The sequence below is a fragment of the Cytophagales bacterium genome (assembly GCA_033344775.1).
Classification (GTDB): Bacteria; Bacteroidota; Bacteroidia; order Cytophagales; family Cyclobacteriaceae; genus JAWPMT01.
In genome coordinates, this window is the sequence record JAWPMT010000004.1 from 1,256,480 (window position 1) to 1,280,749 (window position 24,270).

General features: G+C 44.3%; 23 protein-coding genes. 9 read left to right on the forward strand and 14 right to left on the reverse strand.

Going from position 1 to position 24,270, the window contains the following annotated elements; all coding sequences use genetic code 11:
• Nucleotides 1–79: 79 nt before the first annotated feature.
• A complete protein-coding gene (locus tag R8G66_14080) occupies nucleotides 80–2,932 on the reverse strand; it encodes a gliding motility-associated C-terminal domain-containing protein (protein MDW3193498.1) in 2,853 nt (950 codons plus the stop codon).
• Nucleotides 2,933–3,182: 250 nt separating this feature from the next.
• Between R8G66_14080 and R8G66_14085 the strand changes: the two genes are divergently transcribed.
• From R8G66_14085 to R8G66_14095, 3 genes are read left to right on the forward strand one after another with little or no spacing between them, the layout of a single operon-like run.
• On the forward strand, nucleotides 3,183–3,869 hold the full coding sequence (locus R8G66_14085) for a succinate dehydrogenase cytochrome b subunit (protein ID MDW3193499.1): 687 nt from the start codon (nucleotides 3,183–3,185) through the stop codon (nucleotides 3,867–3,869).
• Between the two features lie 3 nt (nucleotides 3,870–3,872).
• Entirely contained in the window at nucleotides 3,873–5,882 is a 2,010-nt protein-coding gene (locus R8G66_14090) for a fumarate reductase/succinate dehydrogenase flavoprotein subunit (protein MDW3193500.1), read from the forward strand.
• Nucleotides 5,883–5,889: 7 nt separating this feature from the next.
• Nucleotides 5,890–6,648 carry a succinate dehydrogenase/fumarate reductase iron-sulfur subunit gene (locus R8G66_14095; protein MDW3193501.1) on the forward strand — a complete coding sequence of 253 codons (759 nt, stop codon included), beginning with the start codon at nucleotides 5,890–5,892 and terminating at the stop codon, nucleotides 6,646–6,648.
• Between the two features lie 155 nt (nucleotides 6,649–6,803).
• Here the strand turns inward: R8G66_14095 and R8G66_14100 are convergent, their stop codons facing one another.
• A complete protein-coding gene (locus R8G66_14100; protein MDW3193502.1) occupies nucleotides 6,804–7,895 on the reverse strand; it encodes a T9SS type A sorting domain-containing protein in 1,092 nt (363 codons plus the stop codon).
• Between the two features lie 21 nt (nucleotides 7,896–7,916).
• On the opposite strand from R8G66_14100, the gene R8G66_14105 reads away from it, so the two are divergent.
• Nucleotides 7,917–8,207, forward strand: coding sequence for a hypothetical protein (locus R8G66_14105; protein ID MDW3193503.1), 291 nt, complete (start codon nucleotides 7,917–7,919; stop codon nucleotides 8,205–8,207).
• Between the two features lie 93 nt (nucleotides 8,208–8,300).
• On the opposite strand, the gene R8G66_14110 is transcribed toward R8G66_14105, so the two are convergent.
• The 9 genes from R8G66_14110 to R8G66_14150 all read right to left on the reverse strand — a co-directional run bounded on the left by R8G66_14110 (nucleotide 8,301) and on the right by R8G66_14150 (nucleotide 15,948).
• Entirely contained in the window at nucleotides 8,301–9,251 is a 951-nt protein-coding gene (locus R8G66_14110) for an N-acetylmuramoyl-L-alanine amidase (protein ID MDW3193504.1), read from the reverse strand.
• 315 nt (nucleotides 9,252–9,566) lie between these two features.
• Nucleotides 9,567–11,750 carry a molybdopterin cofactor-binding domain-containing protein gene (locus R8G66_14115; protein MDW3193505.1) on the reverse strand — a complete coding sequence of 728 codons (2,184 nt, stop codon included), beginning with the start codon at nucleotides 11,748–11,750 and terminating at the stop codon, nucleotides 9,567–9,569.
• A gap of 19 nt (nucleotides 11,751–11,769) precedes the next feature.
• Entirely contained in the window at nucleotides 11,770–12,240 is a 471-nt protein-coding gene (locus R8G66_14120; protein MDW3193506.1) for a (2Fe-2S)-binding protein, read from the reverse strand.
• A gap of 190 nt (nucleotides 12,241–12,430) precedes the next feature.
• Nucleotides 12,431–13,345, reverse strand: a complete 915-nt coding sequence (locus tag R8G66_14125) for a hypothetical protein (protein MDW3193507.1) — start codon at nucleotides 13,343–13,345, stop codon at nucleotides 12,431–12,433.
• A complete protein-coding gene (locus tag R8G66_14130; GenBank protein MDW3193508.1) occupies nucleotides 13,309–13,707 on the reverse strand; it encodes a Dabb family protein in 399 nt (132 codons plus the stop codon). Before R8G66_14130 ends, R8G66_14125 begins: the two co-directional genes overlap by 37 nt.
• A 148-nt stretch (nucleotides 13,708–13,855) precedes the next feature.
• On the reverse strand, nucleotides 13,856–14,959 hold the full coding sequence (locus R8G66_14135; GenBank protein ID MDW3193509.1) for an acyl-CoA desaturase: 1,104 nt from the start codon (nucleotides 14,957–14,959) through the stop codon (nucleotides 13,856–13,858).
• Nucleotides 14,960–15,216: 257 nt separating this feature from the next.
• A complete protein-coding gene (locus R8G66_14140; GenBank protein ID MDW3193510.1) occupies nucleotides 15,217–15,432 on the reverse strand; it encodes a hypothetical protein in 216 nt (71 codons plus the stop codon).
• Between the two features lie 118 nt (nucleotides 15,433–15,550).
• Nucleotides 15,551–15,763 carry a cold-shock protein gene (locus R8G66_14145; protein MDW3193511.1) on the reverse strand — a complete coding sequence of 71 codons (213 nt, stop codon included), beginning with the start codon at nucleotides 15,761–15,763 and terminating at the stop codon, nucleotides 15,551–15,553.
• Between the two features lie 20 nt (nucleotides 15,764–15,783).
• Nucleotides 15,784–15,948, reverse strand: a complete 165-nt coding sequence (locus R8G66_14150; GenBank protein MDW3193512.1) for a hypothetical protein — start codon at nucleotides 15,946–15,948, stop codon at nucleotides 15,784–15,786.
• On the opposite strand from R8G66_14150, the gene R8G66_14155 reads away from it, so the two are divergent.
• Complete coding sequence (locus R8G66_14155; protein MDW3193513.1) at nucleotides 15,947–16,168, forward strand: hypothetical protein; 222 nt, start codon at nucleotides 15,947–15,949, stop codon at nucleotides 16,166–16,168. The genes R8G66_14150 and R8G66_14155 overlap by 2 nt on opposite strands.
• A gap of 185 nt (nucleotides 16,169–16,353) precedes the next feature.
• On the opposite strand, the gene R8G66_14160 is transcribed toward R8G66_14155, so the two are convergent.
• A complete protein-coding gene (locus R8G66_14160; GenBank protein ID MDW3193514.1) occupies nucleotides 16,354–17,559 on the reverse strand; it encodes a DEAD/DEAH box helicase in 1,206 nt (401 codons plus the stop codon).
• A 332-nt stretch (nucleotides 17,560–17,891) separates the two neighbouring features.
• Between R8G66_14160 and R8G66_14165 the strand changes: the two genes are divergently transcribed.
• Genes R8G66_14165 through R8G66_14180 form a run of 4 tightly spaced genes read left to right on the forward strand, consistent with a single transcriptional unit; the run spans nucleotide 17,892 to nucleotide 21,156 of the window.
• Complete coding sequence (locus R8G66_14165; GenBank protein MDW3193515.1) at nucleotides 17,892–18,236, forward strand: DoxX family protein; 345 nt, start codon at nucleotides 17,892–17,894, stop codon at nucleotides 18,234–18,236.
• A gap of 48 nt (nucleotides 18,237–18,284) precedes the next feature.
• Nucleotides 18,285–18,497 carry a hypothetical protein gene (locus R8G66_14170; protein MDW3193516.1) on the forward strand — a complete coding sequence of 71 codons (213 nt, stop codon included), beginning with the start codon at nucleotides 18,285–18,287 and terminating at the stop codon, nucleotides 18,495–18,497.
• Nucleotides 18,434–19,234, forward strand: a complete 801-nt coding sequence (locus R8G66_14175; GenBank protein MDW3193517.1) for a S41 family peptidase — start codon at nucleotides 18,434–18,436, stop codon at nucleotides 19,232–19,234. The genes R8G66_14170 and R8G66_14175 overlap by 64 nt, the downstream gene beginning before the upstream one ends.
• A 53-nt stretch (nucleotides 19,235–19,287) precedes the next feature.
• Entirely contained in the window at nucleotides 19,288–21,156 is a 1,869-nt protein-coding gene (locus R8G66_14180) for an ABC-F family ATP-binding cassette domain-containing protein (GenBank protein MDW3193518.1), read from the forward strand.
• A 90-nt stretch (nucleotides 21,157–21,246) separates the two neighbouring features.
• Here R8G66_14180 and R8G66_14185 read toward each other — a convergent pair whose 3' ends face one another.
• Both R8G66_14185 and R8G66_14190 read right to left on the reverse strand, forming a co-directional pair.
• Complete coding sequence (locus tag R8G66_14185; protein MDW3193519.1) at nucleotides 21,247–23,865, reverse strand: ABC transporter permease; 2,619 nt, start codon at nucleotides 23,863–23,865, stop codon at nucleotides 21,247–21,249.
• 9 nt (nucleotides 23,866–23,874) lie between these two features.
• Nucleotides 23,875–24,216: a PadR family transcriptional regulator gene (locus R8G66_14190; GenBank protein MDW3193520.1), complete on the reverse strand. Its 342-nt coding sequence runs from the start codon at nucleotides 24,214–24,216 to the stop codon at nucleotides 23,875–23,877.
• Between the last annotated feature and the right edge of the window lie 54 nt (nucleotides 24,217–24,270).

A 24,270-nucleotide genomic window follows, 5' to 3' on the forward strand; every position in this document is an offset into this window, starting at 1 on the left:
TTTTCTAAAATCGATATAGAAACATGTTTTAAATATTTATACTGATATCCATTTCCGGCCCTGATCTAACAACAATCAATCACTTCAATATCTGTACCCAGCCGTTGAAAATTTTATGTGACTCGGAACTGGCAAGTACATCAAACTGTACGTTGGCTTGATAATAATAGATGCCTGTGGGTAAAGAATTTCCATTATTGGATCGACCATCCCACTGAATGAACTTGCTATTTTCAGGATTATCTGAGTTCATGGCAAATACTTCCTTACCCGTGCGGTCAAACACCTGAAATTCCACCCGATCAATGAACAGGTCGCAAAACTCATCTCGCGACTCATTGTCTTCAATGAACGACGCAAATGGAATAAATGTATCGTTTTTCCCATCCGAATTGGGCGTAAAGACATTTGGTAGCTCTAGAGAAGAGCAATTATCGTTACACACTTCCTCCGACAATTCGCTTTCATTGCCCGACCTATCCACTGCCGAAATTCGGTAACAACCTTTAAAGGAACTTAAATCTTGATGAATGAATGCATTGGTATTTACGGTTGCCACCACTTCATATTCATTGACTAATCCTGATTGTGAAAAGTACACGTTATAAAGTCTCACCTCCTCATCACAACCTTCGGCTTCTGCACCCATGTCCCAGGTCAACTCATTGAAATATTCATTGGGACAAGTGGCAAAAAGTGGGTTCTCCTCACAAGATTTCAAATTCACAATTTGAGGGAAGGATGGTTCGCAGGGTGGTGTAATGTCATTGGGTTTGGAGCATGCTAATTGAGATCGATTCAATAAAGGTTCGGGAAGTCCCGGACTGTTCTCATACGTCCCTTGCGTGGTTACGAAGTAGCAATAAGTTGAATCTGATTGCAAAGGGGTGTTGCCAATGGCTCCGTTATCGAGATATTGCAGCTGAACAAGGTCAGCGCGTATCGAATCAACAAGTACCACCTGATCAGGATCCGCTTCATTGATTTGATTCCTATAAACGTAGTGATACGGGAAACGCTGGCTTTGATTAGTCCAGGGAACATTGGCCACCCATGTGAGCTCAATTTGCTCGATTCCGGGTTGTAAATCCAAATGAACTTGTGAAGCTACCGTTGCTGAATCGGTTCCACTCAACACCTGATAGCTGTATTGGTTTCGATCCGTATTCAATCCTTGATCTACAAATTCCAGCTGCGTTAAACCGCTTGCAACTTCCACAGGAGTTCCTTTTCCATTTAAGTTATCGAACCGCAATACCTTATGAAAAGAACCATTATCTGTCTCCGAAGGCAACCACTTCACAATGATCTCTCCATCTGTTACTGAGGTATTAGCAACGTCCACATTAGTAATGATTGGCGTATTCAATGGAACGGTGATGCACACTTCCTCAGAGGCATAGCTGATACCCTCCTGAGGAAAAGAGGCCACTAATCGATAACAGTATAGCGCTCCTGCGGCCACATTCGACTGGTCGAAAAATGAATTTTCTGTTCCTGTAACCTGACCTACCAGGCGATAGCCTGCTCCTTCCGGAATCCCCACTTCACATTCATCCGGCTCAAACGCATAGGGCCCGATACGTCGCCAAACCTGAATATTATCAGCATTTGAGCAGAAATAGGATTCCCAATCCACGGATATACCCTCCTGATTATTCTGCAACACCAAACCTTGTGGTGCCGGACCAACCACGGTAATGGACCAAAACCCTACATCACTTAGGGAAGGACCAACGCGTTCACCATCTTCCTCGGGCAGGTCATTGGCCCTGAACCCGACGATGTAAGGACTTCCTTTTACATGTCCACAAAGGGTATTCCAGGCAAAGGTCATTTCTGCAGGACTATCCTGGTATTCAAATGGAAAAGGAGAAACGGTTGCAGGACCGGGCACTTGAAAGGGAGCACCAAAGGCACTCAGTTCTACTTGATGTCCATCTACATCGGTGGCGGATATGATCTCGGAAATATTAGTTCCTGCTTCTACACATATGTCTGCTGGAAATTTCAACTCCGGCGGTGTATTATCCCCTTCACTGATCGTAATCTGCATGTCTCTGATCACGTAGCCATAAGGAACGTATTCCGCACCTAATTTTTTCCACTCTGTCACCTTAAAGGCCACATTGTATTCGGCACACCTTTCCACTCCGGGAGGGCACTCATTTCCTCCAGCCAGGTTAAGGAAATCTCCGGGTGCGTCCCAAATCAAATTCCCATCCTGATCAATAGAAAATGAAGGTTCACTACCACCACCTTCATTCCCATCAAAAAAGGGAATGTCCACATAAAACTCCGGTGCATTTGGTAGTCGATAATTCGTCACAGACATACCTCTTGCCTGCTGAGGGGTGACCAATTCATAACTCAAACTATCGTCATCCGGATCAAAAGCTACTGGATTATGGTGATAGGCCAATCCGATAGTACCATCGTCAATGGGTGGATAAGTAAACCTGGGGGTACTGTTCAACCCGACTAATCCGTCTATTACAATTTGAGACTCAACATAGAACAGTGTGTTTCCACTATCATTCATATTGGCTATCCCTCTATTTCTGTACTCTTCCTCATATGAAACTGTGTAAGCTCCATTTCCTCGATAGGTATGAACCAATCTAAATTCTACACGAAATAAATTCTCTCTTATTTGTACCTCATTGAAGATCGTCGGAATTTCCTCAATTTCACCATCGCCGAAGCGAAAAATACCATTCCCAAATCTCACACTCGTAAGGTCATCACGATAACCAATAAAGGTAAATTCATAGGTACGTTCGAAGGGATCAATTCTCGTTGCGATGATCTCACCGGCTCTGATATGAGAGGCTTCAAGGTCTGAAATAAGGAGTGCAAACAGGAAAAGAGTCAGGCAGGACTTAATGAATAAGTGTCGCCAAAATTCCAATAGCGTAATTTTCTTCATCATCAATTTAGGTGTTTGGGTGAGAGGTCAGGACTATTTCACAGCACATATCCTGCCAAAATCAATGTCTGAATGAAATAAATCGGCTTTTTCTTAACAAAAACAAAAATCATTTGGTTTGTCCAATGATAGTCGAGGAGTAAGGAAAGAAGGCGGAGGTTATTTAGACTATTTCAAAATATCCCCTCGGATTGGTTTAGGAGATCATCGGGACTTACCTTTGACGAAATTGCTTGAGAATTAGAAAAAACCTATGAGTTGGACCAAAAAATTCTTCGGGAGTTCCATAGGACGAAAGTATGCGATGGCAGCTTCGGCCTTGTTCCTGATTATATTCCTGCTGCAGCACTTTGCCATCAATTTCACCTCTGTATTTAGCGAACAAGTCTTCAATGATTTGTCCCATTTTATGGGCACTAATCCGTTGGTTCAGTTTGCCCTACAGCCCGTTTTGATCTTTGGTGTCGTTTTCCATTTCATCATGGGATTCGTACTGGACATCAAAAACAAACAAGCTCGAAATGTGAAGTACGCCCAGTATAATGGTGCGGCAAACGCGAGCTGGTTTTCTCGAAACATGATCCTGAGTGGCGTGGTGATCCTGGCGTTCCTGGGACTTCACTTCTATGATTTCTGGATCCCTGAGATCAATACAAAATTCATTCAAGGTGATATGAGTGGTATGATCAATGGTAAACTGCGGTACTACCACGAAATGGTAGAGAAGTTTCATGACCCCATCCGAGTGGCCATCTACTGTGTGTCTTTTGTCTTGTTGTCATTGCATTTGTTACACGGATTCCAATCGGCATTCCAAAGTGTGGGTGTAAATCACAACAAATACACGCCGGTCATTCAAAAACTAGGAAAGCTTTACGCGATCGTGATCCCTGTAGGATTCATCTTCATCGCATTGTTTCACCATTTCAGCGGACATTAAACTATGAGCACTTTAGATTCCAAAATCCCAGATGGTCCACTGAAGGATAAATGGACCAATTATAAAAATAGCATTAAGCTGGTCAACCCTGCGAACAAAAGACTGATTGATGTCATCGTGGTGGGAACAGGACTGGCCGGAGGTTCAGCAGCAGCTACATTGGCTGAGTTGGGCTACAACGTAAAAGCATTTTGCTATCAGGATTCTCCCCGTCGGGCACACTCTATTGCTGCTCAGGGAGGTATCAATGCGGCAAAAAACTATCAGGGTGACGGTGACTCTACCCACCGACTGTTTTATGATACAGTAAAAGGGGGTGACTATCGTTCAAGAGAGGCGAACGTCCATCGATTGGCAGAAGTATCGACCAACATCATCGACCAATGTGTGGCACAAGGTGTTCCTTTTGCTAGGGATTACGGTGGGTTGTTGGACAACCGTTCTTTTGGTGGAGTCCAGGTATCCAGAACCTTCTATGCCAAAGGACAAACCGGACAGCAACTCTTGCTAGGATGTTATTCTGCTATGTCTCGGCAAATCGGGAAGGGTAAGATCACGATGTACAACCGTCACGAGATGATGGATTTGGTCATTGTCGATGGGAAAGCACGAGGCATCATTGCCAGAAATCTGGTAAATGGAGAAATCGAAAGACATTCAGCACATGCGGTGGTGATCGCATCTGGAGGATATGGCAACGTCTTTTTCTTGTCGACTAATGCAATGGGATCGAATGTTTCGGCCGGTTGGAAAATCCACAAGAAAGGCGCCTACTTTGCGAACCCTTGCTTCACGCAAATTCACCCCACATGTATTCCACAGCACGGAGATCAGCAGTCTAAGCTGACTCTGATGAGTGAATCACTGAGAAATGACGGACGAATTTGGGTCCCTGCTAAGAAAGAAGACGCTGAAGCCGTTCGTGCGGGCAACCTGAAACCTACTGAGATTGCGGAAGAAAACAGAGATTACTTCCTGGAGCGTCGATATCCATCTTTTGGAAACCTGGTTCCACGTGATGTAGCGTCAAGAGCTGCAAAAGAACGTTGTGACGCTGGTTTCGGAGTAGGAACAAATGAGACCGGAGAAGCAGTTTATCTGGATTTTTCGGCCGCGATCATGCGCTACGGACAAGAGCAAGCCAACATCAACGGGGAACACAATGCTTCACAAGAACGCGTAAAAGAACTCGGTGAGAATATGGTGAGGGCCAAGTATGGCAACCTGTTCCAGATGTATGAAAAGATCACTGCGGACAACCCATATAAAACACCAATGAAAATCTATCCAGCGGTACACTATACCATGGGTGGTGTTTGGGTGGATTACAACCTGATGACCACCATCAACGGTTGCTACGCAATAGGGGAAGCTAACTTCTCAGACCATGGTGCTAACCGATTGGGAGCTTCTGCTTTGATGCAGGGACTAGCTGATGGTTACTTCGTCTTGCCTTATACCATTGGTGATTATTTGGCAGATGACATTAGAACGGGTGCCATCTCTACGGATTCCCCTGAATTTGAAGCAGCAGAAAAAGCAGTGAAAGATCAAATCGATTTCTTCCTGAATAACAAAGGGTCGCACTCAGTGGATTATTATCACAAGAAACTGGGTAAGATCATGTGGAATCAGGTAGGAATGGCCAGGAATAAGGCCGGTCTTGAGGATGCCATTGCCAAAATCAAAGAACTAAGAGATGAGTTCTGGAAAGAGGTAAAAGTTCCGGGTGTAGCTGAAGGCATGAACCTTGAACTGGAAAAAGCAGGCCGAGTCGCAGACTTCCTTGAATTAGGAGAGCTGTTCGCAAGGGATGCACTGGAAAGAGAAGAATCTTGTGGGGGCCACTTCCGTGAAGAGCACCAAACGGAGGAAGGAGAAGCGGTAAGAAACGATGGTAACTTCACCCACGTTTCCGCCTGGGAATTTAAAGGGGAACCTGCTGAAGCGGTCTTGCATAAAGAGGCGCTGAATTACGAAAACATTGAATTGAAAACACGGTCATACAAATAATAGCACTATGTCAGGAAAAGGATTAAACCTTACTTTAAAAGTTTGGAGACAGAAAAATGACAAGGACAAGGGCCAAATGGAGGAATATCAGGTAAAAGATATTTCTACGGATAGTTCTTTCCTGGAAATGATGGATATCCTGAATGAGCAGTTGATTGATGAGGGAAAGGAGCCTGTTGCTTTTGATCATGACTGTCGTGAAGGAATTTGTGGAAGTTGCTCCATGATGATCAATGGAGAAGCACACGGTCCGGGCAGAGAAATCACAACCTGTCAGTTACATATGCGTGAATTCAAAGACGGTGATACGATCTTTATCGAACCTTGGAGAGCAAAAGCCTTCCCGGTAATCAAAGACCTGGTCGTAGATCGAAGTGCATTCGACCGTATCATGGCCACAGGAGGATTCATCGGTGTAAATACGTCTGGAAATACCCAGGATGCCAACGCCATTCCCATTCCAAAGGAAGATGCAGACAAGGCATTTGATGCAGCGACTTGCATTGGCTGTGGCGCTTGCGTAGCAACTTGTAAGAATGCCTCTGCCATGCTATTCGTCTCTGCCAAAGTATCTCAATTTGCTCTGTTACCTCAAGGCCAGGTGGAAGCCAAAGAGCGAGTACAGCACATGGTGAACCAAATGGATGAAGAAGGTTTTGGTAACTGCACCAACACCGGAGCTTGCGAAGTAGAGTGTCCTAAAGGCATCTCACTAGAGAACATCGCAAGAATGAACAGAGAGTATTTGAAAGCTAGTTTTAGTTGATTTTTTCTCGTCATTTCGAGCTTTGAGAAGCAATATTCTGACGAGAAAAATCCTAAAAATACGAAAGCCGCTTCCATTGGGGAGCGGCTTTTTTGATGCATGAAATTTATAACCGATCCCGAGCTGTATACTCAACCCGGGAGGTTGTTGTGGCTTTATCTTTTTGTGAATCTCTGATGATAAATACGGTTTGCTGTCTCAATGCGAAGGACATAGACTCCTTCTGCTAAATCAGAAATATCCAGCAATTGCTCATCTTCTCCGGCAGGAATAAACATCACTCGGCCCGTTAAATCAGCCACAGTTACTTTTTCCGCTTGATCTGCTTCAAACGAAAGGATATTGGTAGCCGGATTAGGGTACACCTTCAAACTCCGAACAGGTATTATGGTTGACAATACATCTTCATTGACATCCGTAACGCTAATTGACAATTCAATCGTAGTTGAGTTCCCTGCCACATCGATGGCCGAGATATCCAAAAGGTAAACATTATCCCCATCAGAATCTCCAGGAGTTTCAAAATCCGGGATGGTGGTAAAGCTGATCTCGTTCTCATTTTCCAGTAGGAATAGTGCTTCGTCTTTACTTGTTCCTAAAGAGAACGTAGCACTCTCATCAGCGGTAATGCTATATGCTACGCCTGTTCCATTTTCTTCAAAAGAAGCTGTCAACCCAGAAGTAATGGAAGGTGCTACCTCATCCATATCACGTACGGTGAAGGTGAATTCTAATGTTGATGACAGGCCACCGCCATTTGTTGCATTCAAGTCTACCTCATAAACATTGTCTTTATCAGCATCCAGAGGAGTCTCAAAATCAGGAGTGGTTCCGAAGCTGATCTCAGTCCCATTCGTAAGTGCAAATTGTGCCTCATCTTTCGACGTTCCCAACGTGAAGATCACCGTCTCATTTGCAGTTGCGACATACACTACTCCTTCCGTATTTTCAGCCACCGCTATCGCCGAACTTGAAGTGATTTCAGGAGCAGATTCAGCCACATCCAGAACGGTAATCGACAACTCCAGCATAGTACTATTCCCTGCACCATCTTCAGCCATCAAATCCAACAGATAAACATTGTCAACATTTGCATCCATTGGATTTTCGTAATCTGGCGAGCTGATAAAACTGATTTCATTGTCATTGGACAGAATTTTTACGCAGGCATCACCTTTGAAGGAATAGGTTCTGAAAACGTCATGATGGCCCGGTGCACCAATTGGTTGACCCCCAATGAACCACACAACAGAAATTGGAGTGGGATCATGAGTAGCCCAAGGAAACTCAAATTACGGAACGGATACTTGATTCATGAGCTGATCACGGACATTGAACCCTTGGTGGTAAATATCTCAACTCAGCCAAGTGTTTTCTTACCTAAAAATGAAGGCCAGATTTCGTTTAAAGGAAATGCCATGGAAATTTCGAAGACCGGCAAGGTCATTGATCGGCGGGCATTCCCACTTATCATGAATGACGTTCAGATTTATGAGGATCATGGAGTTATTGAGTGTCTGATCAATGAAGTGGAAAGTGCGACGTGGTTGTTGCTATAATGCTGCAATAAGCATCAAAAGAGATACCGGTATTTTTTAGTCTGATAAAACTTAAGACTAAAAAAACCGGCATGACATTTAATGTTAATTATTTCAAGAAGGAATCTCTATCTCCTCATCGGCATTGAAGCCTTGTACAGAGCCCCAGGTTTGCAATTTGGATTCATTCGCTGCTTTCAAGGCATCTACGGTTACATTGAACTTATTGGCAATGGCGGTCAGTGACTCGCCAGCTTGTACAACGTAATTAGTATTATCTCCTAGGTCAGGTACGGAAACATCAACAATCTCGGCACCTTCCGCGATTCGATCCCAATCAAAACCAGGTCCAATGTCCCACTTACCAGACTCCCTTGAATTGATGTGGGTATTGATACCCTTGAATTGTGCGGCTTCTAAGCTAGGCTCATAGCGCTGAGGTTCTGGCAGGAAGGCATAAGGAATATCAAACCTTGCTGTCAGGTACTTCAGCAATTGCAAAAGGCTATTGTATTGGGCATCTGTATGAGTTGCGAAATAAGTTCTGCCCCGAAATTCTTCTGTTTCTACATAAAACTCCGATTCATCCAGTGAGCAATAAATATCACCGGCATAAGAAGTTTCCAGTTCATTTCCCGTCAAGGTCAGCGGCCCGATATTAGACAGCTCTATACCAATAGAAGCTTTACTTCCTGTAGTATTGCCGCCTAATGCACCTTTACCCAGGTGATAGCTCCATAAGGTTGGGTCAAACAATTCATAGATATTTCCATTTCTAGCAATCACATATGGAACAGAAACATGATTATCAGGAGTGGTCAATGCAGCGATATCTCCCTTCAGATAACCAGCCGTAAAGTGAATGGTGATCCTTTCCTTGGGTGTTTCTTCCTCGTAATAGAAGGACTTGTCTCCGGTTTCTGGCTTGCACTCGATTACTTCAAATGATTCATCCGTACCGGGAATATCCAATGTTTTGGGTGTGAATACAAAACTTTTTTTGGCACTATCTTCACCAGAACGGACAAATCGGTCTTCGTGTGCGGGTATTGCAGTTGCTTTCATATCTATGCTGAATTATACAACATGAAGTAAGCAAAAAAATGGGAGACTTTACACCTTCCAATCAACTATTTTCTACTGCAGTAGTTCACTTCCGTGATCAGCAACATGCCTCCTCTTTCCTGAAGATAGCCTCCTAATTGGTCAACTATGACATCTGCTATGCCCTTGTGAATGACAGAGAACAGCAAGGAATTTCTAGTGACAGGCAGCAGTCCTTCGGATAAAAAATATTGAGCTAGAAGTTAAGAGGGAGTCGCAAAACAAAAAACCCAGGCGTTACAGCCTGGGTCTAGTAATTGGTTGGTTATTAAACGCTTATCCTAATTTGATCTCATTCTGAATGAATGGCTGATTGTAGAACCTTTCACCTGTGGCTTTGTACAAAGCATTGGCTAGTGCCCCCATGATTGGTGGCAACGATGGTTCTCCCAATCCAGTAGGATCAATTCCATTATTGATGAAGAAAGTCTCAATCTCCAGTGGCGCCTCTCGCTGACGGATCAATCGGTAACGATCAAAGTTCTGCTGCTCAGGAGCCCCATCTTTGAATGTCAGTTGACCGTACATCGCATGTCCGATGCCATCGACGATTCCTCCTTCGATCTGGTTCTTGGCAGCTCCGGGGTTTACTACCACACCACAATCCACCACACACCAAACTTTTTTCACACGAGGTGTTCCGTTCTTCATCTCAATGTCCAGCACCTGAGCCACATAGGAATTATGGCAATAGTAAGCAGAGACACCACGATGAACGCCGGGTGTTGCCGTACCCCAGTTGGCCTTCTTCTTCACTTCTTCCAAAACGCCCGCATATCGTTTAGGATCGTAATCATTTCTCTCTCCAATCGGATCGTTGATCGCACGATCAAACAGTTCCAGCCGGAAATCGATCGGATCTTTACCAGCCGCTTCAGCTACTTCATCGAGGAAGGCATTTTCGATACCTGCCATGAAGTTAGAACGAGGTGCTCTCCATGCTCCTGCCGAAATGTTGGATTCAACACCTTCATTTTCCGCCAGGTAGTTATCCACGGAACCTGCAGGGAAACGATCGGCAAACACCGGACTTCCATGAATACCCGATCCTTTCACATGTAAAGCGGTCATTTTATTGTTCGCATCTAAAGCTGCACGGTATTTCACCTGGTAAGCAGGTCGATAAGTACCCTGCGCCATATCATCCTCTCTGGTGTAAACCATCTTAATCGGTGTTCCAACTTTTTGAGAGATAGCAGCCGCTTCCAATGCGAAGTGTCCGTAAAGTCTACGTCCAAATCCTCCCCCCATTCGGGTCATGTCTATGGAAATGTTTTCTTCAGGAATTCCAAGCAGACTAGCCGCACTTTTACTCAGGTATTCTGGTGTCTGGATTGGTCCGACCAACTCAGCACTTCCTTCCTTCACATCGGCAAAGAAGTTCATAGGCTCCATGGTATTGTGTGCCAGGAACGGTGCTGAATATTCTCTTTCTACGACCTGAGCAGCATTCGCAAATGCGCGACCAGGGTTACCATTTTCGCGAGCTGCTTCAGAACTTTTTGCCAAAGCACTGGCGAGTTTCTGGTTGTGATCAATGGTGCTTTCAGCAGGCGTGTCCTGTGTCCATTCAATTTTCAAGGCTTTCTTAGCCTTCATCACTTGCCAGGTAGACTTACCTACAACTGCAACCAATTCTGTGAATGCATTGGTATCAGACCATTGCTTCTCAGCAGGTTCGGTATTTACAATTACGACATCAGTGATACCCGATACCGCTCGGGCGGCAGTATCATCCACAGATTTCACCTTCATTCCAAACGCCGGCGGATGCACAATAGCTGCGATTTGCATGCCTTCTCGTTTGATATCGATACCATATAAAGGCTGTCCGGTAACGATCTTAGGTGCATCAACATTTTTCTTGGACTGGCCAATGATCTTAAAATCCTTGGGGTCTTTCAGTTTAACATCTTGAGGAACTTCCATTCCTGAAGCCGCCGAAGCTACTGCTCCATAACCGATTGATTTTCCTGAGCTGTGTTTGATCACACCATTCTCGGTCGTCAACTCACCCACAGGAACTTGCCATTCTTTCGCGGCTGCTTCCATTAACATGCGTCTTACGGTCGCACCTGCAGTCCGCAAACTGGTCCAGCCTTGACGAATGGACTGGCTACCTCCGGCCAACTGACGGGTGTATTTGGAAATGTCGTAGGGTGCTTGTTCCACCACCACATTTTTCCAATCAACGTCCAATTCCTCCGCTATGATCATCGGCATAGACGTTTTCACATTTTGTCCGATCTCAGGATTAGGCGAATAGATGGTAACGACGCCATTGTCACCAATTTTGATGAATGCATTCATGTCGACCCAGGTCTCGGGAATACCAAGCACTTCGGCTTGTTCCGGAGCGCAGCTTTGTAGCCAGCTTACACCTAACATGATCCCTCCACCAGCCATGGTGGACACTTTCATGAAAGATCGACGATTATATTTCTCTTTGATTAATGTCATGATTCCAGGTTTTCGGTGATTAACTCATTTTAGATGCCGCTGTTTTGATCGCAGCTTTGATCCTCGTGTAAGTTCCACACCGGCAAAGGTTACCGTTCATGGCATTTTCGATCTGCTCATCCGAAGGATTCGGATTTGTGGCTAAAAAAGAAGCAGCATTCATAATCTGACCTGCCTGACAGTAACCGCATTGAGGAACATCATGCTCCAACCAGGCTTGCTGCACTGCATGTTCAGCTTTCTCTGCTTTTTCTGAAAGTCCTTCGATCGTCTTGATCTCACCATCTCCAACTGCAGCCACCGGCAGTTGACATGACCTGACGGCCGTTCCGTTTAAATGAATGGTACATGCACCGCATTGTGCAATCCCGCAGCCAAATTTTGTTCCTACCAGATCAAGCTCGTCACGAAGTACCCACAACATGGGAGTATCTTCATCTACGTTCACCTTTCTGGAGGCTCCATTTACTTTGATATTGAAAGTAGCCATTGAATTTTCAAGAGTTAATCCTCCTCAATTTAATAAGTATTTAGGGGTCTTAAGGAATTGTGGCCACAATATCCACCAGCGGGAAGCACAACTAAGACAAACGGCATGGAAACGTCTTCAAAGGAAAGGCTGTGGATGACAGACGTAACCCACCCCTGACCCCTCCCAAGAGGGGAATAGGAAAGTTGATCTACTTCTTCTCCAAATTGAAGCGGAATACAAGTCCGGCTTTAGCAACGAGGCCGTCTGTTTTGATGCGGTCCAGTTCGGTTCGATCGTCACCAAATTTTACCAGGTTCAGTGCCCAGTCGACCTGATCTCCTTCTTCGAATAATTTATAGCCACTGCCTAATAGAAAGCCAATTTTGGCATTGAAAACGATGTTATCAGTGAGGTAGTAATCTGAGAAAAAGCTCAATAAGTTCACCGCCCGCTGCAAATAGAAATCACCATCTGCAGGTTGCCTGTAAGTCTGAAAAACGCCTAAAAAATCCGCACCGATGTACCATTTGTCGTTTTGTTGAAAGGATAAAGTTCCTGTAGCCGGAAGTACGCCATAAAAACGAACTTTAGGGCTGATCTTCCAGTCAATGCCGAACAATGGCGTTACTAACTGTCCCATAAACTCTGTATTCGTATAGAATCCTAAACGAAACTCGGCATTCTCTGTCTTTTTATAAGTATACAAGGCCACTAGTGCAAACTGATATGCTGATCCATTAATCGTAAACTGATCACTGTTCATGCGATGGAAGGTAGCAACAGTCAATGGACGACCTTCCTTCAGATTGATATTCGCCCCAAGGCTGAGCGTTATGTTTCTGGCTTTGTAATCGGAGAAGACATCTTCGACACCTGTTCCTTCCATTGAAAAACCTGTTAATATGGCGTCCTTGGAAGGGAGTAGGATCGGGAATTGCAGCGCCAGATTAAGTCCATTCAACTCATCATAGTCATTGCCCATCAGCCCACGAGTAGCATCCAGTCGAGCAATATCAATAAAGCCTTGTGACCACAAAAACGAGGGGATGAGGATCAGAAGCGCGAATAGAAAAGACTTCATGATGTTCATGCCCAGGAATCGTAAACCTGAACTCTTTTCCACAAGTGCTTGTATTCCTCGATGTATTCTAAATGCGCCTGATGCGCTTGATAAATATCCTGATCTTCTTTACTGTCGAAGGTCACAACCAGTGAAACCTGATAGCTGCCATCTACAACATCGCGGGGTGTTCCTGCCGGTTCTCCGATATGGTAAGTTTTGATCGTCTCTACTTTCTTGAAGAAGGCTTCTGTACCTTTCATGAATTGCTCGATGGTCTTTTCATCATCGGGATCATTCATCCAGAAAAAAACCATGTGCACAAATCTGCCTGGAAGGGTATTTTTTGCTTCTACTGCTATTGGAGCTAATCCTATCGCGGCCACCGCCGCTGAAGCCTTTTTAAAAAATGAGCGCTTGTTCATCGTTGTAAGTATGAAACTAAAAATGATTACAACGTGATTTTAGGAAGAAAAATCAAGAAAAGACGCAATCAGGTAAAACAGTTTTTGCAATACAGCCCTTTTGTCCCCTTATAAGCGGACAATTACCATTGATAGTAACTTATAACAATTATCCTGCTGGCTCTAATTGAGGTTCCACTTTACCCAATGACGCCAACATACGGCCGTGGTTCAGGATCGCTAAAAGGAATGTTCTCTGACTGTTGTACTGGATGTCAAATTCCCTTGCTGTCGCCGCAACGATCTTGGAGATCTTGTGATAATGCACGTGACAGATGGTCGGAAACAGGTGATGCTCTACCTGAAAGTTCAATCCACCAATCAACCAGGACAATATGCGGTTGCCGGTAGCAAAGTTGGTCGTTGTGGCCAATTGATGTACGACAAAGTTATTGTCCATTTGCCCTTCGGCATCAGGTAACGGAAATTCACATTCAGGCATCACGTGTGCACTTTGGAAGACCACCGATAAGGCAAATCCCGTAATAAAATGCATCAAGCCAAAGCCCAACAGCACCCACCACCAGGGCGTCGAAAGCAATACAATCGGTAAAATCAACATCACCGTAAGGTATCCGGCTTTCCAGATGGCCAGATCCGTGATCAATTTTGAAAACTCCTGACGACTCTTGATGAGACCCATTTTTCGGTATCGAAATGCACGTAGCACATCATTGACCAATTTACTCATGGTCATCATGCCGTAAAGCACCCATGCATAGATGTGCTGGAACCGATGTATGCCCATCAGTTTCTGATTTGGAGAGAATCGCAATATTGGTGTAATGAAGATATCTTCGTCACCTCCATCGATATTGGTGAAGGTATGATGTAGCACATTGTGCTGGAGTCGCCAAATCTCCGTATGTCCACCAATGAGGTTGAGTACCATGCCCATGGCCTTGTTCACTTTGGCATTTTTAGAATAGGCGCCATGAATGGCATCATGCATGACATTTAGTCCTAAGCCCGATTTACCCACACCCATTAGGACCCAGAGTCCAAAAAAGAACCACGGATTGGAAGCTACGCCACTCAAAAGCAAGACCAGTGGGGTAAGAAAAACCGAAAGCATGATCGCTGTTTTTAGAACCAGCTGTGCATTACCATGCTTGCTCACGTTATTGACGCGGAAGTACTCGTTTACTCGAAATTTCAGAATGCTTTCAAACTCGGCATCACTATCTTTCGAAAACCTGTAAGGGGTTTTCATAATCACGGGCAAGGTTTTTTTAAATTTTCGCCAAGGTAATCAAATTGACCTAATGACTGTACCAAAACTTGATGGACGCAAATTGCGACCTCACTTTCTAACCAGGTAACTCATTAATAATTAATAATCAATCAGATTCCTAACTGCTTTGACCTGTATTTGGTTCGTCGGGCCTTCTATTGGCGATCCGATTTTAAACAAAAAAATGCCAGCTACGTAAGTCGCAGCTGGCACGTTATATTGAAGGATATTTATTCCTAATTTCTCTTAGGAAGCTTGTTGTCGATCACTTTTCCGTTCTTCACTTCACCGTAATACACGACGTTGTAAAAACCTTCATATCTTTTGATCGACTCGTACAATTGAGTGATATTTTCACTTCTGATCTTCACTCCTTTGTTCTCCCCTTGCCTTCTCAGCTCAATGTAATAGCCCGCTTTTAATTTAATTGGGGCTGATAATGGTCTTGCCATAATGATTGTTTATTAAAACCAAACTCTTTCAAATGCCTTCTTCCGAAGGTATATTTTTATTTTCTTAAGTGGTCGTAAACCAACTGAGATCCAGGTCTCATTGGCCAACGATGGAAAATTACTTCTCCCCTTTTTTGGGTTCTACCACAGGCTCTGGTGGCGTATTGGTAATATTTCCGTTTTCGTCGATATATGCCATCATATCTTCGAGGCTTCCGCCCTTGGCATTATTTTCCTGCCGTTCTTTCTTCTTCAGCTCTTTCTCGTGCCGCTTCCTCAACTTTTCCTTCTGTTTCTGAGCTTTAATAAAGCTATTCTGCGATCTTCCCATATCCTATCTATTCGTCTGAATTACGGTCTGGCCACCGAAACCCTGTTTAAAAATGAAGAGCACCCTCCGACATGATCTCGTCCGATAGTGTCCAGCTCTTCAGCCACCTGAGCAGCTATTTCTAATGCCTTGTGAATGCGCCAATTGAAATTCCCGGCCCATGAAAGCATATCAATACCTTTCATGGCTGAGTTTTTATTCAATAATTTAAATGCGTTGTTGGTGGGGACCTCTCCTGTGATTCGGACTGATAAGCTGTTTTTTGTTCGATTAGGGCAATTTTTTGAATTTGCCGCTGCGATTAAATGGTTCCCTACGTTTGCGATACGCCTACTTATTTTAATGTCTAATAATGCTAATAACCATGTAATAGTTCATGCCTATCAGCTTAAAATTGGATTTTGACTTTTATGCCTTAAGGAAAAAATGGGCTTAAGTCTGAAACATCCACTAATGAAAACAGCAATAAAAGTAGGTCTGTTAGGTTGGCAAGAGGAGAATGACACTACAGCTAATTGCCGAACTTTCAAGACGCGAATATAGAAAATTTAAGGCAAAAAACCTACAAAATTCTGTATTTACAGCAAGAACTATTTTTTTCCTCTGGATCGGGATGGTTTTCTACGTCCTCCCCGAAAAGGCTTTGGATTATAAACCGGTCCTTCTCCAATTTCTGCGGGCAGTTTCGCCTTGATCACATCACGGCCAAGCAGTTTTTCAATCTTGGCAAATTTCGTTTGCTCCTTTTCGCTGATCAACGTAAATGCTGCTCCTTGTGAGGCGGCTCTGGCGGTCCTTCCTATGCGGTGAATGTAATCCTCGCCATCATTAGGTACATCATAATTAACAACCAGTTCTATGTCCTCGATATCAATCCCACGGGAAAGGATATCCGTAGCCACAAGGATATTGAGTTTCTTGTTCTTGAAGGCGGTGAGTATTTCCTCACGCTTTTCCTGATCCAAATCAGAATGAATGCCTTCGCTCATAAGATCCAGTTTTTGCAAGGCGCGATTAAGCTCCTTGGCTCCCTCTTTCGTCGAAGAAAAAACAATAACGCTACTTAGCTTTTTCCTGGTCAGTAAAAATTTCATCAGGGGGATCTTCTGATCCTCATATACCGAAAAAGCAGCTTGCACCACTTTCTCCGCTGGTTTGGAAACAGCTATTTTAATTTCTTCATGATCCGTCAATACGGCATCCATCAACGCGCGAATCTTCGGAGGCATAGTAGCCGAAAATAGTAACGTCTGTCGTTCTTTGGGTGTATGTGAGATGATCCTGGTAATGTCCTGATTAAAGCCCATGTCCAGCATTCGATCTGCTTCATCCAGCACCAGATACTTCAACTTATTCAGCTCCATATAGGGCATGGACAAATGTGCAATTAGCCTACCTGGTGTCCCGATGATAAAATCAGCTCCTTCTACAATGGCTTTTTTCTCTCGGCTAAAACTATCGCCATCGTTCCCACCGTAGATCGCAATAGAACTGATCGGGGTGAAATAAGACAATCCTTCAAGCTGCTGATCGATTTGTATGGCAAGCTCTCGAGTTGGCACAATGACCAGTGCTTTGATCGTTGTATCAGAATCGCCCTCCGAAATGATTTTATGGATGAGTGGCAATAAAAAAGCTGCAGTTTTACCCGTTCCGGTTTGAGCAGAGGCAATAATATCTTTCCCATCGATGATTTTGGGGATCGCCTTTTGCTGAATGGGTGTAGCTTCGGTAAAGCCAATGGCGTTGATGCCGTCTACGAGTCTATCGTCTAATCCAAATGAAGTGAAATCCAAGAGTAGCTTATTTTGCAATAAGGCTACGAAGCTACATCAAAACCTTTAAATGTAAAGGTGAATGAAAAATATGGTGTACTTACCTAATTGATTGTTACTTTTCTGCTTTACTCATTACAACGTCAATTCCGTTGCTTTCACTAGGCATGAGTCGCTTTTATACTCCAAAAGACAGCTCAAAATTCAAATCGGCCCTACGAACTTGCTGTTTTCATAAAGGCTAGATAGTCCGGCCTTTTGATAAAATCCATTGATTTTCTGAAACCCTCTTCAATCTTACGGATGCATTTGAATCGTATATTTAAGGACTGACTTACATCATTGACCCTCACATGGAAATAAGCAAATACATCATGGCCGTCCTCTACATCCTGGCTGGCATAAATCACTTCGTCAACCCAAAGTTCTATTATAAGATCACACCACCGTTTTTGAAAAACAAACCATTAATCAATGTGATTTCCGGAGGAGCAGAGATTATCTTGGGTGTACTGCTATTTACTCCATTCAGTCCATGGGCCGCCTGGGGGATCATCGCTTTGCTCATTGCTGTTTTTCCCGCCAATATCTATCACTTACAACAAAAAGGTGCCGGCATGAAAATACCGATTTGGGGATTATGGGTGAGATTGCCATTGCAGTTTGTCCTCATCTATTGGGCTTACGTATTTACTTAGCGCTAAGCTGGCATGATGCTTGATATCGGGAATGGAAACCTTCCTGACATGAAAAGAATTTGGCTCCTATGTCTACTATGCGGTGTGGTTATTGCCTGTGATGACACTTCATTTGAAGTAGATGAAACCTCCCGGGACATATTGATTGAAATGCTGGATATCGCTCAGGAGCATGCCCTGTACAGCGCAGATATCAATTGGGAAAATACTACCGATCTGTCAACAGTGAATATGATCGTAGTGGCTTCCAACCAGCCGTAAGGGTTTTACTTCGGGTATTATCAGACAGTCATAGCTCCTACAGATTTGGAAACTGGCTCTATCGGGAATCATTCATCACATGCATCCCTTCACAATTGTTCATAGAAAACCTACCGGATGAAATAGGATATGTTGCTATAAGAGCTATTGCCACGCGATCACCTGAAGAAGAAAAACAGAACTATTTGGATGAGATCAAGAATACCTTGAAAGAAGGCCGGGATAGGGGTGTAACCGCATGGGTGCTCGACCTGACAGAAAATTTAGGAGGTTCATTCCCCATAATGCTGGCGAGCGTTGGTCCGTTATTAGGCAACGATATTCATGGATACTTCCTCGACCCGAACGATGGCCCTATCCTATGGGGTTATGAAGACGGTGATGCCTATATTGGAGATCGCAGCAATGTCTTTGCCGCCGTTTCGGAACCCGCTGAAGTCATCAATCCAGAGCTTAAAATTGCCGTAATCATTGACAGTGAAACAGCCAGCGCAGGAGAAGCCACGGCCATCTCATTCATTGGTAGAGCCAATACACGGATTTTCGGTCAAAGAAGTTGTGGACTGTCTACTGGAAACACTGCTTTTGAATTGTCCAACGGAGCCATTTTCAATCTTACCACAGCGATCATGGCTGATCGGGAGCAGAACTCCTTCGGTGAGAAAGTTAGTCCTGATGAGTTGCTCAATAATTCCATGGACCTTAATGCCCGAGTTTTGGAATGGCTAGCAGAGTAATGAACCTCGACCCAAGCATCAAATTTGAAGAAAGCCTTTAGTAATTTCGCCGCATGAACTACCTGTCGGCAGAAAATCTCGCAAAAAGCTTTGATGAGCGTCAACTGTTTGAAAAACTGACTTTCGGGATCGATCAGGGGCGAAAAGTAGCGTTGGTGGGTGTGAATGGTTGTGGTAAATCTACCCTGCTCAAGATCATCGCCGGTTTCGAGACCCAGGATCAAGGAGAAGTTTCTTTTCGCAAAGACATCAAAGTGGCCATGTTGGCTCAAACACCCGTTCTGGAAGATGAAGACACGGTAGAAGAATCCATATTTGAAGGAGAAGATGCAGTTTTGAAGCTCATCAAAGACTATGAGCTCGCCCTCCAAAAACTGGAATCAGATCCTGAAAATGCACCCGACCTTACGCCAATCATTGAGCAAATGGATGCTAAAGGAGCCTGGGATTACGAAAGTGATGTCAAGCAGATCCTAGGCAAGTTGGGCATTCATGATTTTGGACAAAAACTGGGCGCCATGTCGGGTGGTCAGCGGAAAAGAGTGGCTTTGGCAAAAGTACTGGTTACACAACCCGACTTTCTGATCCTCGATGAGCCAACCAACCACCTGGACCTGGAAATCATCGAGTGGCTGGAAAACTATCTGGCAACGCAAAATCTGACGCTACTCATGGTAACACACGATCGCTACTTCCTGGATCGGGTGACCAACGAAATCCTGGAGATCGATCAGGGGCAGATCTTCAAATACACGGGCAACTACAGTTACTTTCTGCAGAAGAAAGAAGAGCGGCAAACCATGGAACAGGTCACTATTACCAAGGCCAGGAACCTGATGAAGAAGGAACTGGAATGGATGCGGCGCCAACCCAAAGCACGAGGCACCAAAGCCAAATACCGTATTGATGCATTCCATGACCTGAAAGAGACCGTTTCGAAAAAAGTAGATAGTGCGGAGCTAGAAGTCAAACTAAAAGCCAACAGACAGGGCAAAAAGATCCTGGAGTTGCAGAAAATCACCAAAAGCTTCGATGGACAGCCATTTGTCGATCAATTTGAATATGTCTTTAAGCGTGGTGATCGGATTGGCATTGTCGGTCCCAATGGTGTAGGAAAATCAACATTCCTGAAACTCATAGCGGGTGACTTCCCACCGGACGAAGGCGAATTGGATCAGGGACTCAATACTAAAATTGGCTTCTATACGCAGGAAGAACAATCGTTCGATCTGAGCAAGCGGGTGATTGACATTGTACAGGAAGTGGCCGAATACATCAAACTTGCTGATGGGTCAGAAGTTACGGCTTCTCAGTTACTGCATCAATTCTTGTTTTCCCCGGAATTACAATACAGCCTGGTAGGTAAACTTAGTGGCGGCGAACGCCGAAGGTTACAACTACTTCGCGTCTTGATGGAGAATCCTAACTTCATTATCCTCGATGAGCCGACCAATGACCTGGACATCATGACACTAAATGTGCTGGAAGACTATCTGGAAAAATATGATGGTTGTTTATTGATCGTTTCTCACGACCGGTATTTTATGGATCGATTGGTGGATCACTTATTCGTTTTTGAAGGGCAAGGCCTGATTAGGGATTTTCCAGGCAACTACACCGACTACCGAGAAAGCATAGCTCAGGAAAAGAAAGCCGAGTCGAAAAAAGAAACACCTAAGAAAGAAGCGGCTAAGCCAAAAGAACAGACACGTAAACTTTCTTTCAAAGAGAAAAAAGAGCTGGAAGAACTGGAAGCTAAAATTGCTAAACTGGAGTCTGAGAAGAGCCAGTTGGTTGAACAAATGAACAGTGGTTCGGGCGGCTTTGAAGAACTACAGCAATGGTCGGAAAGAGTCACCGCCATTGACGAAGAACTGGAAGAAAAGGAAATGCGGTGGCTGGAATTGTCGGAAATGGCTTGATCCATTCCCCCAGAGTCTACAAAGAATGACTCTGAGGGTATGATCGTTTGAGAGGACTCAAACGATGGCAAGAGGGAACAAATAGGATACCTATTCGTACCTCAACGACCTCACCGGATTGGTATTCGCCGCACGCAAAGTGTGAAAGCTAATGGTCAGCATGGCGATGGCAAATGCCAGGAAGCCTCCCAGTAGGAAGATCATCGGGTTGATCTCCACTCGGAATGCAAAGTTTTCCAGCCATTGGAACAAGAAGTAATACGTTGCCGGAGCCGCGATGAGAAAGGAAATCAGGATCAGCCAGGCAAAATGCGAAGAAAGGATCACCAGTATCTGGCTAATGGATGCTCCCAGTACTTTTCTTACCCCTACTTCTTTGATACGTCTCTCAACAGAAATAGCAGACAAGCCGAATAAGCCCAAACTACCGATCAGAATCGAGAGAACGGCAATGATGGAGACGACCGTGCTCATCTGCTGATCGGATTTATACAATTCATCAAAGTGATCGTCCAGGAATGTGTAGCTGAATGGATATTCCGGCACGTGAGTTCTCCAAATTTCTTCTACTTCTCTAACCGCTGCATCAACATTTCCAGTGATTTTCACAGACATCTCATCGAAACCCCATTCTTCATGAACCACCAGTGACAAAGTATTGACTTCATGATGCAGGGAATTGTAATTAAAGTCCCTGGTAATTCCGATCACCGTACCTAGTGAATCGTTTGGGTAAAATCCATGACCTACACTTTTACCCAGCGGATCTTCAAAAGGCAATTCCTTCGCCAATGACTCATTGATCACAAATGAAAGTCCATCATCACGTGCATGGTCTTTAGAAAAGCCCCTTCCTGCCAGCAATTCAATACCGTATACTTCGAGGTAGTCATAGTCCACCCAGGTATTGGAGGTCGTCATGTCAATGACTCCTGTATCTGCAGCAACTTTAAAGCCCCATTGATGAAGGTTGTTTCCCAACCGCTGACCAGAGGCGGTCACGCCGCTCACGTGACTTAATGCTTTGATCTCGGATTTGATCACATCAAATTTCTCATTGGAGCTGCCCCCCATTTCGATCAACAACATTTGTTCAGTATCAAAACCAATGTCTTTACTCCGCATGAAATTGAGTTGATTCAATACAATGAATGTGGCCACAATCATTGCCAGGACCAGACTAAATTGAGTAACCACCAAAGAGCTTCGAAGTATAGACTTTCGATCAGTCATGGCACTTCCTTTGAGTACCACAGCTGGCTTGAAAGAGGACAAGTGCAGAGAAGGATATAGCCCGGCCAGCATCCCCAGAGCGATGACCACCGCTAATACCATCAACAACAACATGGGATCTGTCAATATGGTCATTAAGGATAGTTGACGATCTACCGCTACATTAAGGAACGGCAAGGCAATGACATCAATCAGCACACCTAAGACCAGCGCTCCCATTGCCAGCAAAGTAGACTCAACAATGAACTGCCAAAACAATTGTGGCTTATAAGCGCCGACTGATTTTCGGATGCCTACCTCCTTGGCACGTTTACTGGCCCGTGCAGTGGAAAGGTTCATGAAGTTTACACCTGCAATCACCAAAATAAAAATGCCCACCAATGAAAAGATATCCAGATAAGCACCATTGAATTTGCGATAGTTCTGGTAATCGTGTTGTGTATCTGTGGAGCCTAAATGCACCTCCGAAAGTGGTTGCAAATAGGTAATGATCATATCATTCATTTCGGCCCAGCCGGATCTCTCGGGCAGTATTTCTGCAAATTGCGTCTCCAGTTGCTCAATGTCTGCTCCCTCATCAATTTCGAAGTAAGTGATCAGAAAATTCGATCCCCATTGGTTGTTGAAGTCCGGATTGTCCTCCAACTGTGTCGCAATGGAAACGAGTACATCAAATTGCAAATGAGCGTTTTCAGGGATATCCTGCATGACACCAGTTATTTTAAAAGACTGGTCCCATAGTATGACGCTCTCCCCGATCACGTCCAGTTTACCCAAAAGTTTCATGGCGGATTCCTCACTAACCACCAGACTTTTAGGTTCCACCAATACTTCGGACTTATCTCCTGAAAGCAAGGGAAAATCAAAAACATGAAAGAATGTACTGTCCACAAACGCTACACTTTCAATAGCGATTTGCTTTTCATCAATTTCAAAGATGCGTTTACCCCTGTTCCAATAGCGGGTGAACTGCTTGAGTGCTGGATACTCCGCATTCAAAGTTGGGCCCATCGCTGACATGGATAAAGCCACATTTTGGGTATTGGTTCCGGGGAAACTTTGCACCTCACACAAGCGGTAGATGTTTTTCTGGTGAATGGAATCGAAGCTTCGTTCGTCAGCGATGAAAAGATAAATCACCAGACAGGCCGCTATTCCAATTGCCAGACTCAGGATGTTGATGCTGCTATGAAATTTGTGCTTTGTCAGATTGCGTGTGGCAATCAATAAATAGTTTTTGAACATGATGAAAAATGTTGAGTTGAAGACCAAAGGTTGCCGAATGGCGAACGGACGCAGGTAATGAATGACCTGATACCAATAGTGCAGACGCGCACGCCAGGACGGATATTGTTGAATTTTTATTTCGTATCGTTCTAGTAGATCGCCCGATATCTCTTCCAGCAATTCTTCCTTGAGCAACCACTTTAGCAGTTGTGCAGCAAGTCTTGGAGGTTGGATATTGGAAGGGTGCATGGGAGGCTTTTAAACTGAAAACTTAAGTCCTCCCTGCAAGGCAGGGTATTGACTCCAAAGCGAAATTCTGAAGTTTTTGGCATCCTGAAGGATCTGCTGACCGTAAGCGGTGATGGTGTAAATGCGCTTTCTTCGTCCACCTCTTTCTTTGGTGGCTCCACCCATGGCGGAGGTTAGAAATCCTTTCTTTTCCAACCGATTCAGTGTGGAATGAACCGCACCAATGGCCACTGGGCGACCGGATTGCTTCTCAAACTCCTCTGCAATGTTGAAGGCATAAGCTTGCTGATCCAGGATACCTACCAGTAATAAAATCACTTCTTCAAATTCGCCAAGTCGTGTTTCTTTCATTGATTTAATACTAGATTGTAGAACTAATGTACGGCAAGTATATCATTTTTGTTC

Excerpts from the sequence above, each read along its gene's own strand:
- R8G66_14115 (MDW3193505.1), bottom strand. The coding sequence starts at position 11,750 with ATGACATTAATCAAAGAGAAATATAATCGTCGATCTTTCATGAAAGTG.
- R8G66_14090 (MDW3193500.1), top strand. The coding sequence starts at position 3,873 with ATGAGCACTTTAGATTCCAAAATCCCAGATGGTCCACTGAAGGATAAA.
- R8G66_14105 (MDW3193503.1), top strand. The coding sequence starts at position 7,917 with ATGAGTAGCCCAAGGAAACTCAAATTACGGAACGGATACTTGATTCAT.
- R8G66_14165 (MDW3193515.1), top strand. The coding sequence starts at position 17,892 with ATGGAAATAAGCAAATACATCATGGCCGTCCTCTACATCCTGGCTGGC.
- R8G66_14150 (MDW3193512.1), bottom strand. The coding sequence starts at position 15,948 with ATGAAAGGTATTGATATGCTTTCATGGGCCGGGAATTTCAATTGGCGC.
- R8G66_14080 (MDW3193498.1), bottom strand. The coding sequence starts at position 2,932 with ATGATGAAGAAAATTACGCTATTGGAATTTTGGCGACACTTATTCATT.
- R8G66_14180 (MDW3193518.1), top strand. The coding sequence starts at position 19,288 with ATGAACTACCTGTCGGCAGAAAATCTCGCAAAAAGCTTTGATGAGCGT.
- R8G66_14120 (MDW3193506.1), bottom strand. The coding sequence starts at position 12,240 with ATGGCTACTTTCAATATCAAAGTAAATGGAGCCTCCAGAAAGGTGAAC.
- R8G66_14170 (MDW3193516.1), top strand. The coding sequence starts at position 18,285 with ATGAAAAGAATTTGGCTCCTATGTCTACTATGCGGTGTGGTTATTGCC.
- R8G66_14190 (MDW3193520.1), bottom strand. The coding sequence starts at position 24,216 with ATGAAAGAAACACGACTTGGCGAATTTGAAGAAGTGATTTTATTACTG.
- R8G66_14185 (MDW3193519.1), bottom strand. The coding sequence starts at position 23,865 with ATGCACCCTTCCAATATCCAACCTCCAAGACTTGCTGCACAACTGCTA.
- R8G66_14135 (MDW3193509.1), bottom strand. The coding sequence starts at position 14,959 with ATGAAAACCCCTTACAGGTTTTCGAAAGATAGTGATGCCGAGTTTGAA.
- R8G66_14145 (MDW3193511.1), bottom strand. The coding sequence starts at position 15,763 with ATGGGAAGATCGCAGAATAGCTTTATTAAAGCTCAGAAACAGAAGGAA.
- R8G66_14085 (MDW3193499.1), top strand. The coding sequence starts at position 3,183 with ATGAGTTGGACCAAAAAATTCTTCGGGAGTTCCATAGGACGAAAGTAT.
- R8G66_14140 (MDW3193510.1), bottom strand. The coding sequence starts at position 15,432 with ATGGCAAGACCATTATCAGCCCCAATTAAATTAAAAGCGGGCTATTAC.
- R8G66_14155 (MDW3193513.1), top strand. The coding sequence starts at position 15,947 with ATGGCTGAGTTTTTATTCAATAATTTAAATGCGTTGTTGGTGGGGACC.
- R8G66_14130 (MDW3193508.1), bottom strand. The coding sequence starts at position 13,707 with ATGAACAAGCGCTCATTTTTTAAAAAGGCTTCAGCGGCGGTGGCCGCG.
- R8G66_14095 (MDW3193501.1), top strand. The coding sequence starts at position 5,890 with ATGTCAGGAAAAGGATTAAACCTTACTTTAAAAGTTTGGAGACAGAAA.
- R8G66_14110 (MDW3193504.1), bottom strand. The coding sequence starts at position 9,251 with ATGAAAGCAACTGCAATACCCGCACACGAAGACCGATTTGTCCGTTCT.